At 73.6% G+C, this 14,121-nt stretch carries 12 protein-coding genes and 1 pseudogene; 5 read left to right on the forward strand and 8 right to left on the reverse strand.

What is annotated here, in order from left to right:
• The first annotated feature begins 30 nt into the window (after positions 1-30).
• Together ACFYWQ_RS12780 and ACFYWQ_RS12785 are read left to right on the forward strand one after the other, a co-directional pair.
• Positions 31-822, forward strand: coding sequence for an ABC transporter ATP-binding protein (locus ACFYWQ_RS12780; protein WP_389515951.1), 792 nt, complete (start codon positions 31-33; stop codon positions 820-822).
• The gene (locus tag ACFYWQ_RS12785; RefSeq protein WP_389515605.1) at positions 809-1,711 is read left to right on the forward strand and encodes an ABC transporter permease; all 903 of its coding nucleotides are present in this window, start codon (positions 809-811) and stop codon (positions 1,709-1,711) included. The genes ACFYWQ_RS12780 and ACFYWQ_RS12785 overlap by 14 nt, the downstream gene beginning before the upstream one ends.
• A gap of 160 nt (positions 1,712-1,871) precedes the next feature.
• Here the strand turns inward: ACFYWQ_RS12785 and ACFYWQ_RS12790 are convergent, their stop codons facing one another.
• The 7 genes and pseudogenes from ACFYWQ_RS12790 to ACFYWQ_RS12820 form a co-directional block, all read right to left on the reverse strand.
• Complete coding sequence (locus ACFYWQ_RS12790; RefSeq protein WP_389515607.1) at positions 1,872-3,128, reverse strand: acyl-CoA dehydrogenase family protein; 1,257 nt, start codon at positions 3,126-3,128, stop codon at positions 1,872-1,874.
• 246 nt (positions 3,129-3,374) lie between these two features.
• Positions 3,375-4,757, reverse strand: a complete 1,383-nt coding sequence (locus tag ACFYWQ_RS12795; protein ID WP_389515609.1) for an FMNH2-dependent monooxygenase — start codon at positions 4,755-4,757, stop codon at positions 3,375-3,377.
• A 12-nt stretch (positions 4,758-4,769) separates the two neighbouring features.
• The gene (locus ACFYWQ_RS12800; protein WP_389515611.1) at positions 4,770-5,750 is read right to left on the reverse strand and encodes an ABC transporter substrate-binding protein; all 981 of its coding nucleotides are present in this window, start codon (positions 5,748-5,750) and stop codon (positions 4,770-4,772) included.
• 74 nt (positions 5,751-5,824) lie between these two features.
• A complete protein-coding gene (locus tag ACFYWQ_RS12805) occupies positions 5,825-6,589 on the reverse strand; it encodes an amino acid ABC transporter ATP-binding protein (protein ID WP_389515612.1) in 765 nt (254 codons plus the stop codon).
• The gene (locus ACFYWQ_RS12810; RefSeq protein WP_389515614.1) at positions 6,586-7,614 is read right to left on the reverse strand and encodes an amino acid ABC transporter permease; all 1,029 of its coding nucleotides are present in this window, start codon (positions 7,612-7,614) and stop codon (positions 6,586-6,588) included. Before ACFYWQ_RS12810 ends, ACFYWQ_RS12805 begins: the two co-directional genes overlap by 4 nt.
• A gap of 169 nt (positions 7,615-7,783) precedes the next feature.
• A pseudogene (locus ACFYWQ_RS12815) lies at positions 7,784-8,296 on the reverse strand (GNAT family N-acetyltransferase); the annotation flags it as partial.
• Entirely contained in the window at positions 8,293-9,432 is a 1,140-nt protein-coding gene (locus tag ACFYWQ_RS12820) for an LLM class flavin-dependent oxidoreductase (RefSeq protein WP_389515616.1), read from the reverse strand. The pseudogene ACFYWQ_RS12815 and the gene ACFYWQ_RS12820, both read right to left, overlap by 4 nt.
• A gap of 661 nt (positions 9,433-10,093) precedes the next feature.
• Between ACFYWQ_RS12820 and ACFYWQ_RS12825 the strand changes: the two genes are divergently transcribed.
• The 3 genes from ACFYWQ_RS12825 (at position 10,094) to ACFYWQ_RS12835 (ending at position 13,113) form a co-directional block, all read left to right on the forward strand.
• The gene (locus tag ACFYWQ_RS12825) at positions 10,094-10,456 is read left to right on the forward strand and encodes a hypothetical protein (protein WP_389515618.1); all 363 of its coding nucleotides are present in this window, start codon (positions 10,094-10,096) and stop codon (positions 10,454-10,456) included.
• Positions 10,453-12,525, forward strand: a complete 2,073-nt coding sequence (locus ACFYWQ_RS12830; RefSeq protein ID WP_389515620.1) for an FAD/NAD(P)-binding protein — start codon at positions 10,453-10,455, stop codon at positions 12,523-12,525. Before ACFYWQ_RS12825 ends, ACFYWQ_RS12830 begins: the two co-directional genes overlap by 4 nt.
• A gap of 207 nt (positions 12,526-12,732) precedes the next feature.
• Positions 12,733-13,113 (forward strand): DUF1330 domain-containing protein, encoded by a 381-nt coding sequence (locus tag ACFYWQ_RS12835; protein WP_389515622.1) that lies wholly within the window; start codon positions 12,733-12,735, stop codon positions 13,111-13,113.
• Positions 13,114-13,177: 64 nt separating this feature from the next.
• Here ACFYWQ_RS12835 and ACFYWQ_RS12840 read toward each other — a convergent pair whose 3' ends face one another.
• Complete coding sequence (locus ACFYWQ_RS12840; RefSeq protein WP_389515623.1) at positions 13,178-14,110, reverse strand: GntR family transcriptional regulator; 933 nt, start codon at positions 14,108-14,110, stop codon at positions 13,178-13,180.
• Positions 14,111-14,121 lie beyond the last annotated feature (11 nt).

A 14,121-nucleotide genomic window follows, 5' to 3' on the forward strand; every position in this document is an offset into this window, starting at 1 on the left:
GTCCCGATGAGTTCCCAGGAGGTGACGACCATGGCCACCACGATCGCCAAGGCCGGCGACGGTGGCGCCGCCACGGCGGCCCGGGCCGCCCGCGTCGAGCACGTCTCGAAGTCCTTCGACGGCCCCGCCGGACAGCAGCTCGTCCTGGACGACATCACCCTCGATGTCGCCTCCGGCGAATTCGTCACCCTCCTGGGTGCCTCGGGCTGCGGCAAGTCCACGCTGCTCAACCTGGTGGCGGGACTGGACCGGCCGTCCGCCGGCGCGATCAGCACGGACGGCCCGCCCGCCCTGATGTTCCAGGAGCACGCCCTGTTCCCGTGGCTGACCGCGGGCAGGAACGTCGAACTCGCCCTGAAGCTGCGCGGCGTCGCCAAGCCCGAGCGCCGCGCGGAGGCCGAGCGGCTGCTCGAACTCGTGCGGCTGAAGGACGCCTACGGCAAACGGGTGCACGAACTCTCCGGCGGTATGCGGCAGCGCGTCGCGCTGGCCCGGGCGCTGGCCCAGGGCAGCAGGCTGCTGCTGATGGACGAGCCGTTCGCGGCCCTCGACGCCATCACCCGGGACGTGCTGCACGACGAACTGACCCGCATCTGGCGGGAGACGGGCCTCTCCGTCCTGTTCGTCACGCACAACGTGCGGGAGGCGGTACGACTGGCCCAGCGGGTGGTGCTGTTGTCGTCCCGGCCCGGGCGGATCGCCCGGGAGTGGACGGTGGACATCCCGCACCCGCGCCGTATCGAGGACAGCGCGGTCGCCGAACTGTCCTCGGAGATAACCGGACAACTACGGGAGGAGATCCGCCGACATGGCCGGCACTGACACCGGGCCCGACCTGAGGAAGGACGACGGCACACAGGATCTGGCGGGGCTGGAGGCCGGGCTCGACGCGCTGGACACGGTGCAGGCCGGCCGGACGCCGCTGCGGCAGACCCTGGTGCAGAAGGTGGTGCCCCCCGTCAGCGCGGTCCTGCTGGTCCTCGCGGTCTGGCAGGCGCTGGTGTGGGCGCAGGTCGCCCCCGACTACAAGCTGCCCTCACCGTCCGCGGTGTGGGACGAGGTGTCCGACGCGTGGCTGCGGGGCACCCTGCTGGAATACGTCTGGACCTCCGTCTCGCGTGGCCTGCTCGGCTTCTTCCTGGCGCTCGTCATCGGTACGCCGCTCGGACTGCTGGTCGCCCGGGTGAGGTTCGTGCGGGCCGCGATCGGGCCCATCCTGTCCGGACTCCAGTCCCTGCCGTCCGTGGCATGGGTGCCGCCCGCCGTGATCTGGCTGGGGCTGAACGACAGCATGATGTACGCGGTGATCCTGCTCGGCGCCGTGCCGTCCATCGCCAACGGCCTGGTGGCCGGTGTCGACCAGATCCCGCCGCTGTTCCTGCGCGCGGGGAAGACGCTGGGCGCCACGGGACTGCGCGGGGCCTGGCACATCGTGATGCCGGGGGCGCTGCCCGGGTACCTGGCCGGCCTGAAGCAGGGCTGGGCGTTCTCCTGGCGGTCGTTGATGGCCGCCGAGATCATCGCGTCCTCACCCGATCTGGGCGTCGGACTCGGCCAGTTGCTGGAGAACGGCCGCAACAACTCCAGCATGTCCCAGGTCTTCCTCGCCATCTTCCTGATCCTCGTCGTCGGCATCGCCGTCGACCTGCTGGTCTTCAGTCCGCTGGAGCGACGGGTACTGCGCGGCCGGGGACTGCTGGTCACCCGCTGAACGACGGCACCGCGACCGGCCGGCACGGGACGGCGCGGCCCGCCGGCACACATCGGAACATCTCGCGCACGGCACCCGCTCCACCGTATGGGCATCGCCCGGTGGAGCGGGTGCCGCCGTGTGCGGCCCCCTCCTCCGGGGAGGGGGCCGGGGCGCGCGGTCAGGCGGGTAGGGTGAACGGCGGGTGTGCTCCGCTGAGGAAGTAGTCCCCGACGTCACGGAGCCGGTGGGCGACGGGGTGGTACAGGGTGTGGGTCCGTGCGTTGCGCCAGAAGCGGTCGAATCCGTACCGCGAGGAGGCGGAGCCGGGGCCGATGACGTCCAGGGTGCGGGCGGTGATGTCCTGCGCCGCCCGCGCGGCGGCGGCCTCGGCCGCGGCCGCGAGGACGCAGATCTCGGCGCACTCGTCGTCGGTGAGGTCGTCGCCGCGCGCGAGTCCGCCGTCCAGGGCTTCCACCGCCTGATCGGTGAGGGCGGACGCCGCGCGGGCGGCGACGGTGAGCTCTCCGTAGGTGATCAGCACATGCGCGTCCTGCGACCGGCTGTCCGGCCAGGACGGGTAGGACGAGTACGACGGGTAGGACTGCGGGGGCGGCCAGGAGGGCCGCCAGGACGGGTTCCCCGCCCTGGCGTACTCACGGGCCTCGCCGAGCACTCCCTGGGCGATGCCGAGGCAGAGGTGGGCGGAGACGAGACGTCCGGTGGCGGCGGCCAGACCGGCGAACGGCGGCAGGGCGCCCTCGTCCGAGGACAGCGACCCCAGCACCTCGTCCTCGGTGACCGGCACGGCGTCGAACTCCATGCTGCCGCCGGCCGACAGCCGCTGGCCGAAGGTGTCCCCGTCGTCGCCGCAGACCACGCCGGCGCGGGTGGGATCGACGACCACGGCCAGCGGTTCACCGGTGTCGAGCCGGGCGGCGCGGACCGCCAGCCGGTCGGCGACCCGGATGCCGGTCGCGCAGCTCTGGCGCCCGTTCAGCAGATAGCGGCCGGGAGCGACCGGCGTCAGGATCAGGGGCGGTTCGTGGGCGGCGAAGCCTCCGCCCCAGCACCACTGGCCCGCCGCGGACTCCCGTTCGAGCCGGGCGACGAGGTCCGCGCCGGCGAAGAACCGGGCGCTTGCCGACAGGACGTAGTGGCTGCCGAGCAGTTGGCCGATCGCCCCGTCGGCCGCGGCGACCTCCCGGACGACCGCGTAGGCCGTTGCCCAGTCCGCCCCTCCCCCACCGCGTTCGGCGGGTACCAGCAGCGTGAGGAGCCCTGCCTCGCGCAGCCGGGCCACCTCGTCGAACGGGGGCTTGCCGGCCTGGTCGCGGACGACCGCGTCCGTGGCCAGGTCGTCGGCCACTTCGCGGGCGATGTGCAGCCAGCGGGTGCCGCTCTGCTGGTCGACCGTGAACAGGTCCTCCACCGTCACGGCCGCTCCCCCCGCCGCGGGCGGGTACAGGAAGAGGACGCGAGGGCGCCGGACGCACACGCTGGGGCAGTTCCCACTGACGTTCCTCCTCAAGACTTCCCTATAAATCCGGTAGGAATACTAGAGAATACCCTGTCGCCCCCGCTCAGGGGCAGGTGTTCGATCGCGGAATCCCGCCTTCCCCCGGCGAGTTGGCCGACAATGATCGGCCCCCGGAGCAGGTGGCGGAAAGGCCTCGGAGGCCGGTCAGCTCGTCGGGTGTGACCGGTCGGCGGGACCCGGTCGGTCGGGTGGCCGCGGTGGTCCTGGGCGTCGTGGTCGCCGGCGCGGCCGGTGCGCCGGGTGCCAGGGGGCCGTCTCCGTCTCCCGGGCGGGGCGGCCGGCGGGACGGGGCAGGCCCAGGTGGTCGCGGAGGGTGCGGCCGTCGTAGCCGGCGCGGAAGAGTCCGCGCTCGCGCAGCCACGGTACGAGCTCGTGGACCACGGCGGGCAGATCGGCGCCGGCCGAGGCCGGCAGGAGGTGGAAGCCGTCGACGCCGCCGGCCGCGTGCCAGTCGGCGAGCAGTGCGGCGAGCTCTGCGGCGGCGCCGGTGAAGCGCGCCTCGGCGGGCGGGAGCGCGCAGGTCCCGGTGCCGCCGAGACCGACCGCGACGCGTACCAGCACCCGCAGCGCGTCCGGGCCGCGTCCGGCCTCCGCCGCCCGGCGCAGCAGCGCCGCGCGGGCGAGCCGTGCGGCGGCCGGTCCGTCCGCGTCGAGCAGGACGACATCCGCGTGACGCGCGGCCAGTTCCCACTGCCCGTCCGCGTCGTGCACGTCGAGGGCGACGACGACGGGCGGCCTCCCCTGCGGCGGACGGGGCACGGTGGACGGCCCGCGCACGGAGGAGCGCGGGCCGTCGATGTCGCCGGGGGGCGGGCCGTCGCGGGCGGTGGAGCGGGCGGCTGAGCGGTCGGTTGACGGAGTGGTGGAGCGGTCGGTCGAAGGGGCGGCAGGGCGGTCGGCCGGAGGGGCGGTGGAGCGGTCGGCCGGAGGGGCGGTGGAGCGGGCGGTGGAGCTGTCGGCCGTAGGGGCGGCGGGGCGGTCGGCCGGAGGGGCGGTGGAGCGGTCAGCCGAAGAGGCGGTGGAGCGGTCGGTGACGGTGTCCCGTGTCGCCGGGGCGTGCTCCGAGCCGTCCCACAGCCGGGCGACGGCCTCGACGGCCTCGGCCGCCTCGGCCCACAGCTCGCCCGCCGGGGCCGGGGGGCGGCCCCCGGCCCCGGCGGTGGGGACGTCGACCAGCCAGCCGGCCCGGCCCTCGCTGACGAGGTCCAGGCCGGCCAGGGCGGTGGAGGTGGGGAACGGCTCGGTGCGGGTGGCGGTCACGGTCGGGACGAGCCCGATCCGGCGGGTCAGGGGCGCGACACGGGCGAGGGCGGCGACCGCGTCGAGCCGTCCGGCCCGGCCGTCCGTCGGCGGCTCGGAGGAGTCGCCGACGGTGACGAAGTCGAGGGCGCCCTGTTCGGCGAGGACGGCCAGGGCGGCCCACCGGGCGCCCGGGAAGGGCGCCGCGGGACCGGCGTCGACGGCCCGGGCTGCCGCACGGTGGCCGGTCCCGTCGAGCGCGACGGAGAGGTGGAGGGGTCGGCGCACGGCGTCGGGCCCCTACTGGTCGGTCCGGGGCAGGCCGGGCGGGTTGATCTCCGACTTGGTCACGGCCTCGTCGGACAGGCCCCACCGCTCGAGCACCTCGCCGTACGTCCCGTTCTCGATCACGTGGTCGATGGCGTCGGCGAGCGCGTCGACGAGTCCGCTGTCCTTCTTGGTGGTGGCCGCGATGAGACCCTGGAGGGTCTCACCGGCACCGGAGTAGGTGCCCACGACCTCCGTCTTGCCGGTGGTGGCCGCGTGGTAGGCCGCGATCGGGTTGGGGCCGAGGTAGACGTCGATCCGGCCGGACTGGAGAGCGAGGTAGGTGTCGCTGTCGTTCTGGTAGTACTTGATGTCCACCGGCTTCCGGCCGGCCTTCTCGTTCTCCTCGCTCCATTCGACCAGCAGCTTCTCCTGATTGGTGCCGCTCTGCACGGCGACGGTCAGGCCCGCCACGTCCTCGGGCCCGTCGATCTTCAGCCCGCTGCCCTTCTTCGCCTCGAAGCCCAGGTTGTCCTCGCGGTAGGTGGCGAAGTCGTACTTGTCCTTGCGCTCCTCGGTGACGGTGATGTTGGCGATGCCGACGTCGTACTTGGCGCTGTCCAGGCCGACGAAGATGTTCTCCCACGACACCTGGTTGATGTGCAGCTTCAGTCCGAGCACATCGGCGACCAGGTACGCGATGTCGGGCTCGACGCCGATGACGGTCTTGTCGTCGGTGGCGTGGAAGCCCAGCGGGGCCGCGGAGGTGGACGACTGGACGAGCTCCAGGGTGCCTCTGTCGCGGATCTTCTCCGGGACCTCGGCGGCTATGGAGTCGACCTTGTCCGTGGTGACGCGGTCCTGGTCCGGGCTGATGTTGATCTTCGTCTTGGTACCCGACGTGTCCGCGACCTCGGCGGTGCCGCCGTCGGAAGGGTTGGCGCAGCCGGCGAGGACGAGGGCGGCGGCCAGTCCGAATGCTGCTGCGGTGGTACGGCGGGCGAGGGTGGACACGGTGGTTCTCCTTGCGTGCGGAGGGGGCGGGGGACGGGAAAGAGCGGGACGAACAGGACGGAAGTCCTGTGGGGTCAGAGGACCTTGGAGAGGAAGGCGCGGGTGCGCTCCTGCCGCGGGGTGTCCAGGACGGCCGCGGGCGGCCCCTGCTCCACGACGACTCCGTCGTCCATGAACACCACGGTGTCGGCGACCTCGCGGGCGAAGCCGATCTCGTGGGTCACGACGATCATGGTGGTACCGGTGCTGGCCAGGTCCTTGATGACGTCGAGGACCTCGCCGACCAGCTCCGGGTCGAGCGCCGAGGTGGGCTCGTCGAAGAGCAGCACCTTCGGTTCGAGGGCGAGCGCGCGGGCGATGGCCACGCGCTGCTGCTGGCCCCCGGAGAGCTGCCGGGGATAGGCGTCCGCCTTGTCGGCGAGACCGACCCGGTCGAGGAGCCGCCGGGCGGTCTCCTCCGCCTGCTTGCGGGGGCGGCGCAGCGCGGAGACGGGGGCCTCGACCAGGTTCTCCAGCACGGTCAGGTGCGGGAAGAGGTTGAAGTTCTGGAACACGAACCCGATGTGGGTGCGCTGCTTCAGAACGTCCTTCTCCTTCAGCTCGTACAGCTTGCCGCCGGAGCGGCGGTAGCCGATGAGCTCACCGTCGATGCTGATCCAGCCGCGGTCGACCTTCTCCAGGTGGTTGACGGTGCGCAGCAGCGTGGACTTCCCGGAGCCGGACGGGCCGAGGATCACGGTGACCTCGCCGGCGCGGACCGTCAGGTCGACGCCGCGCAGCACTTCCAGCGGGCCGAAGCTCTTGTGGACACCGCGGATGTCCACCATCGCCTCACTCATCGGATGTCTCCCGGGGTCTTCAGGGGTACGACGGGCTGGTCGCGCCGGGCCGCCGCCGCGCGCAGGGTGCGGACGAACCGCCGGGCACGCTGGAGGGGGGTGGGCGGCGGGGTGCGGTTCGCGCCCCGGGCGAAGTGGCGCTCCACGTAGTACTGCGCGACCGACAGCACGGAGGTCAGGACCACGTACCAGGCGGTGGCGACGAGCAGCAGCGGGATCACCCGGCCGTTGCGGCCGTAGACCACCTGCACCTGGTAGAACAGCTCGCCGATGGCCATCACGTAGACCACCGAGGTGCCCTTGAGCAGGCCGATGATCTCGTTGCCGGCCGTGGGCAGGATGGCGCGCATGGCCTGCGGCAGCACGATCCGGCGGATCTGCCGCAGCCGGGGGATGCCCAGGGCCGCGGCGGCCTCCAGCTGTCCGTGGTCCACGGCGACGACTCCGCCGCGGACGACCTCGGCGGCGTAGGCGGCCTGGTGCAGCGACAGCCCGATGACGGCGGCGCCGATCGTGCCGATGAGGGTGTTGCTGTCGACGGACCAGAACACCGGCCCGAAGGGGATGCCGACCCCCAGCTCCCGGTACAGGGCGCTGAGGTTGAACCAGAACACCAGCTGGACGATCATCGGGATGGACCGGAAGATCCAGATGTAGGCCCAGGCGACGGCCTGGAGCAGCGGGCTGCGCGACAGCCGCATGAAGGCCAGGACGGTGCCGAGGAGGAAGCCCAGCACGGTGGCGTAGACGGTGAGCTGGAGGGTGACCCACACCGCCTGGACGATCGTCTCGGACAGCACGTAGTCGCGGAAGACCCCCCACTCCCAGACCGGGTTGGTGACCAGACCGTGGACGAACTGGGCGACCAGCACGGCCACGGCGACCGTCGCCACCCACCGGCCGTAGTGGCGGGCGGGGACGACCTCGAGGGAGGCCGGGTCGTCCTCGGCGGGCGGGGCGTGGGGGCCCGCGTCCTGGAGGGCCGCTCCGGGCGGCGTGGACGCGGGGTCGGTGGTGAGTCCCATCGTGGTGTTCCTGCTTACGTCTCTACGTGTGCTCGGGCGGGTTGATCCGCGACGCGTCGGTCGCGGAGGCGGTGGTTCCCCACGTGTCGGGGATCCGGGCATGGGCGCCGTCCTCGACCGGCTCCTCGACGGCCGCGTCTTCTGACGGTGCCGGTGCCGGGCCGCGGGTGGGTGCCGGGGCGGTCAGGTGCTTCTCGAAGGGCAGCGGGCCGATGGTCTCCGGATCGGCCTCGGTGTCGAACAGCGGTGTGTAGCCGGTGGCCAGGTACAGGCCGCGGGCCTCCGGCTGGCGCGGTCCGGTGGTGAGGTAGACCCGCCGGTAGCCGCGGGCGCGCGCCACGCGCTCCAGTTCGGCGACGACGCGTCGGGCCAGGCCGCGCCGCCGGTGGGCGGAGTGCGTCCAGATCCGCTTCAGTTCGGCGGTGGCCTCGTCGTAGCGGCGGAAGGCGCCGCCCGCGACCGGCTCGCCGTGCTCCAGCAGCAGGAGCAGCACGCCGCCGTGCGGTGCGGTGAACTCCTCGTCGGGGTAGCGGGCCAGCTCGGCGTGGGCGTCCTTGCCGTAGCGGGTGGAGTACTCGTCGCCGAGTTCGCGCAGCAGGGGCTGCACGCGCGGGTCGGACACGGGGACCTGGACGACCGTCAGAGCGGTCGCGTCGGCGGGCGGCTGGGCGACGGACGTCATGCGCGCACCGCCGCGAGGGCCTGGGTGCCGCGCGCCGCGCGCTCGGCGTCGCGCTCGGCGTCGCGCTTGGCGACCTCTTCGCGGACGATCGGGATGACGTACCGCCCGAAGTCGATCGCGTCGCCCAGGAGGTCGTAGCCCCGGGCGGAGAGGATGTCCACGCCGAGGTCGTAGTAGTCGAGGAGCGCCTGGGCGACCGTCTCCGGGGTGCCGACCAGGGCGTTGGAGTTGCCCGCCCCTCCGGTGGCGGCGGCGGTCGGGGTCCACAGCGCGCGGTCGTAGCGCTCGCCCGCCTCGGCGATGGCGATCAGCCGCTGCGACCCGGAGTTCTCCGGGGCGCCGCTGCGGTGGTGCCGTACCAGACCGGCCTCGCGCCGCTGCCTGATGGCGCCGACCGTGCGGTGGGCCTTCTCCCAGGCCAGTTCCTCGGTCGGGGCGATGATCGGGCGGAAGGCGGCCTGGATGCGCGGGGGTTCGGTGCGGCCCGCGGCCCGCGCGGCGGCCTTCACCGCCTCGATCTGCTCGGCGGTCCGCTCCAGGGGTTCGCCCCACAGGCAGTAGATGTCGGCCTCGGCACCGCCGGCGGCGTACGCGGCGGGCGACGAGCCGCCGAACGAGACGTTCGGGCGCGGCTGCTGGACGGGGAAGACGTCGCTGACGAAGTCATGGAAGCGGTAGTGCTCGCCCTCGTGGTCGAAGGGCTCGTGGGTGGTCCAGATCTTCTTGACGATGCGGATGTACTCGCGGGTGCGGGCGTAGCGCTCGTCCTTGGTGAGCGTGTCGCCCTCGCGGCCCTGCTCGTGGTCGTTGCCGCCGGTGATGAAGTGGACCGTCAGCCGGCCCTCGCTGATCTGGTCGAGGGTGGCGAAGGTCTTCGCGGCGAAGGTGGGGTACGAGACGTTGGGCCGGTGGGCGAGCAGGATCTGGAGGCGGTCCAGCCTGCTCGCGATGTACGCGGCGGCCGGGGCGGGGTCCGGTGATCCGGATCCGTAGGCGAAGAGCACCCGGTCCCAGCCGTGGTCCTCGTGCGCGCGGGCGAGCCGGAGGGTGTAGTCCTTGTCGAAGGCGGCGCCGGAGCGCGCCGTCGTCTCGGACCCGTCGTGGGTGGCGGCTATGCCGAGGAACTCCACGGGCATGGGAGATGGCCTTTCCTCAAGTCTTCGGGGGTGCTGGTCCGCACGCGGGCAGGGTGCGGTGGCCCTCATGACAGCCGTGCGTGACGGCGTCCGTGACGGCCGTGTGCGTGACGGCGTCCGTGACGGCCGTGTGCGTGACGGCGTCCGTGACACCGGGTGTGACGGTGTTTCAGGGAGCTGTTGACGCAGGGGTGCTGGGGGTGCTGAGGGTGCAGTGCAGGTGTGATGACGCCGGGGCGGGGGCCTCGGGCGGGTGGAGCGGCGGCAGCGCGCGTCCGGTTCCGCGTGTCCGCCCGTACGCCGGTCAGAGCCCGCGTACGACGGTGGTGCGGAGGGAGATCTCGGCCCGCGACGGGGTCACCGAGGGAGGGAAGGGCCGGTCAGACAGCCCGCTGCCGATTCAGCCGCGACACGCCGCGGACCACACCCGACCGAAGTCGATGTGGCCCCGGGTAACCAGGCGCTGATCAGCATTCATGCGCTTAATTGAGCAGTACATTCTGCCTCCCGTCAACCACTGACCACGTGACGGACCGGTACCGACCGATCGGCACGCACTGTTGACAGGTCCGTGCACCGGGCACATACGATCGGCGACGGACGGGCTCCGCCGTGTGCGGCAGCGGCCCCTCCGGCCGCGTTGAGGGACGTGGCGCTCGTGATGACACCGGCACCCGGCCGCCGCCGGGTGGTCACCGACGCCCGCGACTCCTCCCCCGGAGAGACCCCGATGGTCCCGCCTTCCGACGTCACCGCTCCCGACGCCCCGCCGCTCCCGCCCGTCCCCCGGGCGAAGGCGCCCGGCCGCGCGCCCGGCTACGCGTCCGGCTATGCGCCCGGCTCCGCGTCCGGCTCCGCGTCCGGCGACCTGCCCGCGATCGTGCGGCGCCGGCGCGCCGGCCGGCCGCCGGCCGCGACCGCGGCGGCGGCCGCCGCGAGCGCCCGGTCCGCCGTCCGGACCGCCGTCCGGACCGCCGTCCGGACCGCCGCCGACGCCCGCCCCGCGATCGGCGGTGACCGGTGAACGCCGTCCCCGCGGCCGTCCTGGTCGTCGTCGGCGCGGGCCCGCGCGGCACGGGCCTGCTGGAGCGCATCGCCGCCAACGCTCCCGAACTGTGGGACGGACGGCGGACGTTGACCATCCATCTGGTGGACCCGTACCCGCCGGGGCCGGGACGGGTCTGGCGGCACGAGCAGTCACCGCTGCTGCGGATGAACTCCATGGCCGAGGACGTCACCATGTTCACCGACGAGACCTCCGAGATGGACGGTCCCGTACGGCCCGGCCCCTCGCTGGCCGAGTGGGCGTCCCGGTTCTCCGGCCGGGGCCCCCGCCTCACCCCCGACACCGAACCCGCCGCCCCCGAACCCGCCGACCCCGAGGTCCTGGCCGAGCTGCGCTCCCTGGAACCGTCCGACTTCCCCACCCGACGGGCCCAGAGCGCCTACCTGGACTGGGTGTTCCGCCGGGCGCTGGCCGAACTGCCGCCGTCCATCGGCGTCGTGTGGCACCGCACCGTCGCGACGGCCGTCACCGGCCCGGCGGACGGGCCCCAGCAGGTGCACCTGGCCGACCGCGACACCCCCCTCACCGCCGACCTGGTCGTCCTCGCGCAGGGGCATCTGGACGCGGCCCCGGAAGCCGGCCACCACGACCACGCCGCCTTCGCCGCCCGCCACGGCCGCTTCCACCTCCCGCCCGAGTTCTCCTCCGACGCCGACCTGTCCGGCCTGCGCCCCGGCGAACACGTCGTCCTGCGCGGCTTCGGGCTGGCCTTCGTCGACCTGATGGTGCTGCTCACCGAGGGGCGCGGCGGCACCTACCGCACCGAGCCCGACGGCACCCTCACCTACCTCCCCTCCGGCCGCGAGCCCGTCCTCCACGTCGGGTCCCGGCGCGGTGTGCCGTACCACTCCAAGACCCGCTACCGGCTCCAGGGCCCCCGGCCACCGCTGCCGCGCCACTTCGGCCCCGCGGCCGTCGATGCCCTGCTCGCCCTCGACCGCCCCCTCGACCTGCGCCGGGACGTGTGGCCGCTGATGGCCAAGGAGATCGGCTTCGGCCACTACCACGAGCTGTTCCACGCCCATCCGGAGCGCACCGCGCTGCCCTGGGCGGACTTCCTCGCCGCCTACGACCGCCTCGACTGGTACTCCGAGGCGATGGCCGCCCTCGTCGCCGCGGCGGTGCCGGACCCGGAGGACCGCCTGGACTTCGAGGCCCTCGACCGCCCCCTGGCGGGCCTGACGTTCCCCGATCCGCACTCCTTCCAGCACCACCTGCGCGACCACATCACCCAGGACGTCGGCCGCCGCGAGGACCCCGCCCACAGCGCCGACCTCGGCGCCTTCCTCGCCCTGCTCTCCGTCTACGGACAGCTGCCCGGTCTCGTCTCCGCCGGCCGGCTGACCGCCCGCTCCGTCGCCGCGGGACTGGACGGCTGGTGGCAGGGCTTCTTCAGTTTCCTCGCCTCCGGCCCGCCGGGCTTCCGGCTGCGCCAGCTGCTCGCCCTGTCCCGGGCCGGCATCGTCCGCTTCCTCGGCGCGGACCTCCAGGTCGGTACCGACGACTCCACCGGCACCTTCACCGCGACCAGCCCCACCGTGCCCGGACACACCGTCCACGCCACGGCCCTGATCGAGGCCTACCTGCCCCGCCCCACCCTCGACCGCACCGGGGACCCGCTCCTGCGCGCCCTGCTCCGCTCCGGCGCCCTCACCGAGGAGGTCATCACCGACCCCACCCACACCCACCGCTCGGGCCTGCTGACCGTCACCCCCGCGCACGGCCACGTCCTCGACCCCACCCTCGGCGAGGCCCACCCCCGCCGTATCGCCATCGGCGCCCCCACCAACAGCCGCGCCGTCGCCGCCTTCGCCCGCCCCCGCACCAACGCCCCCGCCTTCCGCCAGAACGACGCGGTGGCCCGTGCGCTGCTCCGGACACTGGCGGCGGCGGAAGAAGCGGCCGTCCCCCGGGCACGGACCGCCGCGCCGGAAGACGGCGACCGCTCCCTCACCCCCCGCACCGCCGAGGACACGGACCAGGAGCGCTCGGCGCCCGGACCGAGGGTCGCGACGCACTCGACGTGAGACGTCCGGGCGGGACGGCCGGGGCTGCGGGGCCGCGGGGGCCGCCAGGGCCGCGGGAGCCGCCGGGTCCACCACCACGTTCCCGGCCCGGACGGGCACCGGCCGCGGTGATGACCCGTGAGGTAATCGCCGCCCCGGTCGTTCCCGGCTACGTTCTGGTCGTCGTTCCCCGACCGGTACGAACGGAAGAAGGAGCCCGACCCGACCATGTCCGCCTATGGCTTCGCCCATCTCCGCAGCCGCCGCCACCATCCCGACGTCATCGAGTACCTGGAGCGCATCCAGGCCACGCTCGACCCCTTCGCGGGCCGTTTCGTCATTCACGGACCGCCGGCCGAGGTGGTGGAGGGGACGTGGCCCGGCAGCATGGTGCTGATCGAGTTCCCCGGCCTGGACGAGGCGCGCGCCTGGTACCGCTCGCCCGGGTACCAGGACATCCTGCGACTGCGTACCGACCACATCGAGGGTGACGTCGTGCTGATCGACGGCGTGGGACCGCGCTACGACCCGACGCGGCGGGCCGCCGCACTCCGTGCCGAGGCCGAGCGGACGGAGCGGCCGGCCGCGCCTCCCGCCGCGCCGCACTGAGGACGCGGCCCGGAGCGTGGCCCGGAGCGTCGGCTACGCCGCCGCCCCCGGCCGGCCTGGCGTCTCACCGAGGGGCGTCGCGGCCGGTCTTCTCCTCCGAGACGGTGGCGAGGTGCTCGCGCAGGGCTTCGGCCGCCCGGGACCGGTGGCCGGACAGGAGCAGGTCGGCGATCTCCACGTGTTCCGTGCGGCGGACGACGGCCCGGTCGCGTCCGAGTGAGCGGCGGTACTCGATCAGCCGCCGGAGCCGGTCGACGCGGTGGAGGGCGTCGATGAACACCGAGTTGCGGCTGCACGCCATGACGACCTCGTGGAAGCGGCTGTCGAGGTCGTAGAGCTGCGCGTTGCCGATGGTCCGGATGTCCCCGTCGACCAGGCGCTGCTGCTGGGCCCGGACGTTCTCCAGGGCGGGCCGGTCGAGGAGGAAGCCGGGTTCGAGGACGGCCGCGGGTTCGATGGTGAGGCGGAACCGGTAGCTGTCCTCGTACGCGGTCATGGTGGTGAGCATGGGCTGGAACTCCCAGCCGTAGCCGGGCAGCCGTTCGATCCAGCCCTCGACGGCGATGCGGCGCAGCAGGTGGGTGAGCTGCCCCGGCTGGAGTGCGTACCGGCGGACGAGCGCGTTCTCGGTGACGCGGTCCGGCAGGTGTCCGTCGAGGCGGTCCGCCGCGATGCGCAGGTAGACCTCCTCGAGGGGGTCCTGCGCCGGGCCGCGTGCGGCGCTCCCCGCGATCTCGGTGCGGACGAGGGCCACCGCGTACCCGCCCCGCTCCGCGGGTTCGACGACACCTTGCCGCTCCAGCAGGCGCAGGGCCCGGCGGACCGGTGAGCGGGAGACCTTGAGCAGTTCCGCCAGGGACCGCCCGACGAGTCGGGTTCCCTCGGCGAGGTCGCTGCCGCCGATGTACTCGGCGATGCGGTCCGCGGTCTGCCGGGTGAGCGGGGTCACGGCCACGTCCGCGTCGGTGGTGTCGTCGCGCACCGTGGGCGGGGTCATGGCGTCGCCTC

The sequence above is a fragment of the Streptomyces sp. NPDC003247 genome (assembly GCF_042888135.1).
Taxonomy (GTDB): Bacteria; Actinomycetota; Actinomycetes; order Streptomycetales; family Streptomycetaceae; genus Streptomyces.

Excerpts from the sequence above, each read along its gene's own strand:
- ACFYWQ_RS12780 (WP_389515951.1), top strand. The coding sequence starts at position 31 with ATGGCCACCACGATCGCCAAGGCCGGCGACGGTGGCGCCGCCACGGCG.
- ACFYWQ_RS12785 (WP_389515605.1), top strand. The coding sequence starts at position 809 with ATGGCCGGCACTGACACCGGGCCCGACCTGAGGAAGGACGACGGCACA.
- ACFYWQ_RS12805 (WP_389515612.1), bottom strand. The coding sequence starts at position 6,589 with ATGAGTGAGGCGATGGTGGACATCCGCGGTGTCCACAAGAGCTTCGGC.
- ACFYWQ_RS12810 (WP_389515614.1), bottom strand. The coding sequence starts at position 7,614 with ATGGGACTCACCACCGACCCCGCGTCCACGCCGCCCGGAGCGGCCCTC.
- ACFYWQ_RS12820 (WP_389515616.1), bottom strand. The coding sequence starts at position 9,432 with ATGCCCGTGGAGTTCCTCGGCATAGCCGCCACCCACGACGGGTCCGAG.
- ACFYWQ_RS12825 (WP_389515618.1), top strand. The coding sequence starts at position 10,094 with ATGACACCGGCACCCGGCCGCCGCCGGGTGGTCACCGACGCCCGCGAC.
- ACFYWQ_RS12835 (WP_389515622.1), top strand. The coding sequence starts at position 12,733 with ATGTCCGCCTATGGCTTCGCCCATCTCCGCAGCCGCCGCCACCATCCC.
- ACFYWQ_RS12840 (WP_389515623.1), bottom strand. The coding sequence starts at position 14,110 with ATGACCCCGCCCACGGTGCGCGACGACACCACCGACGCGGACGTGGCC.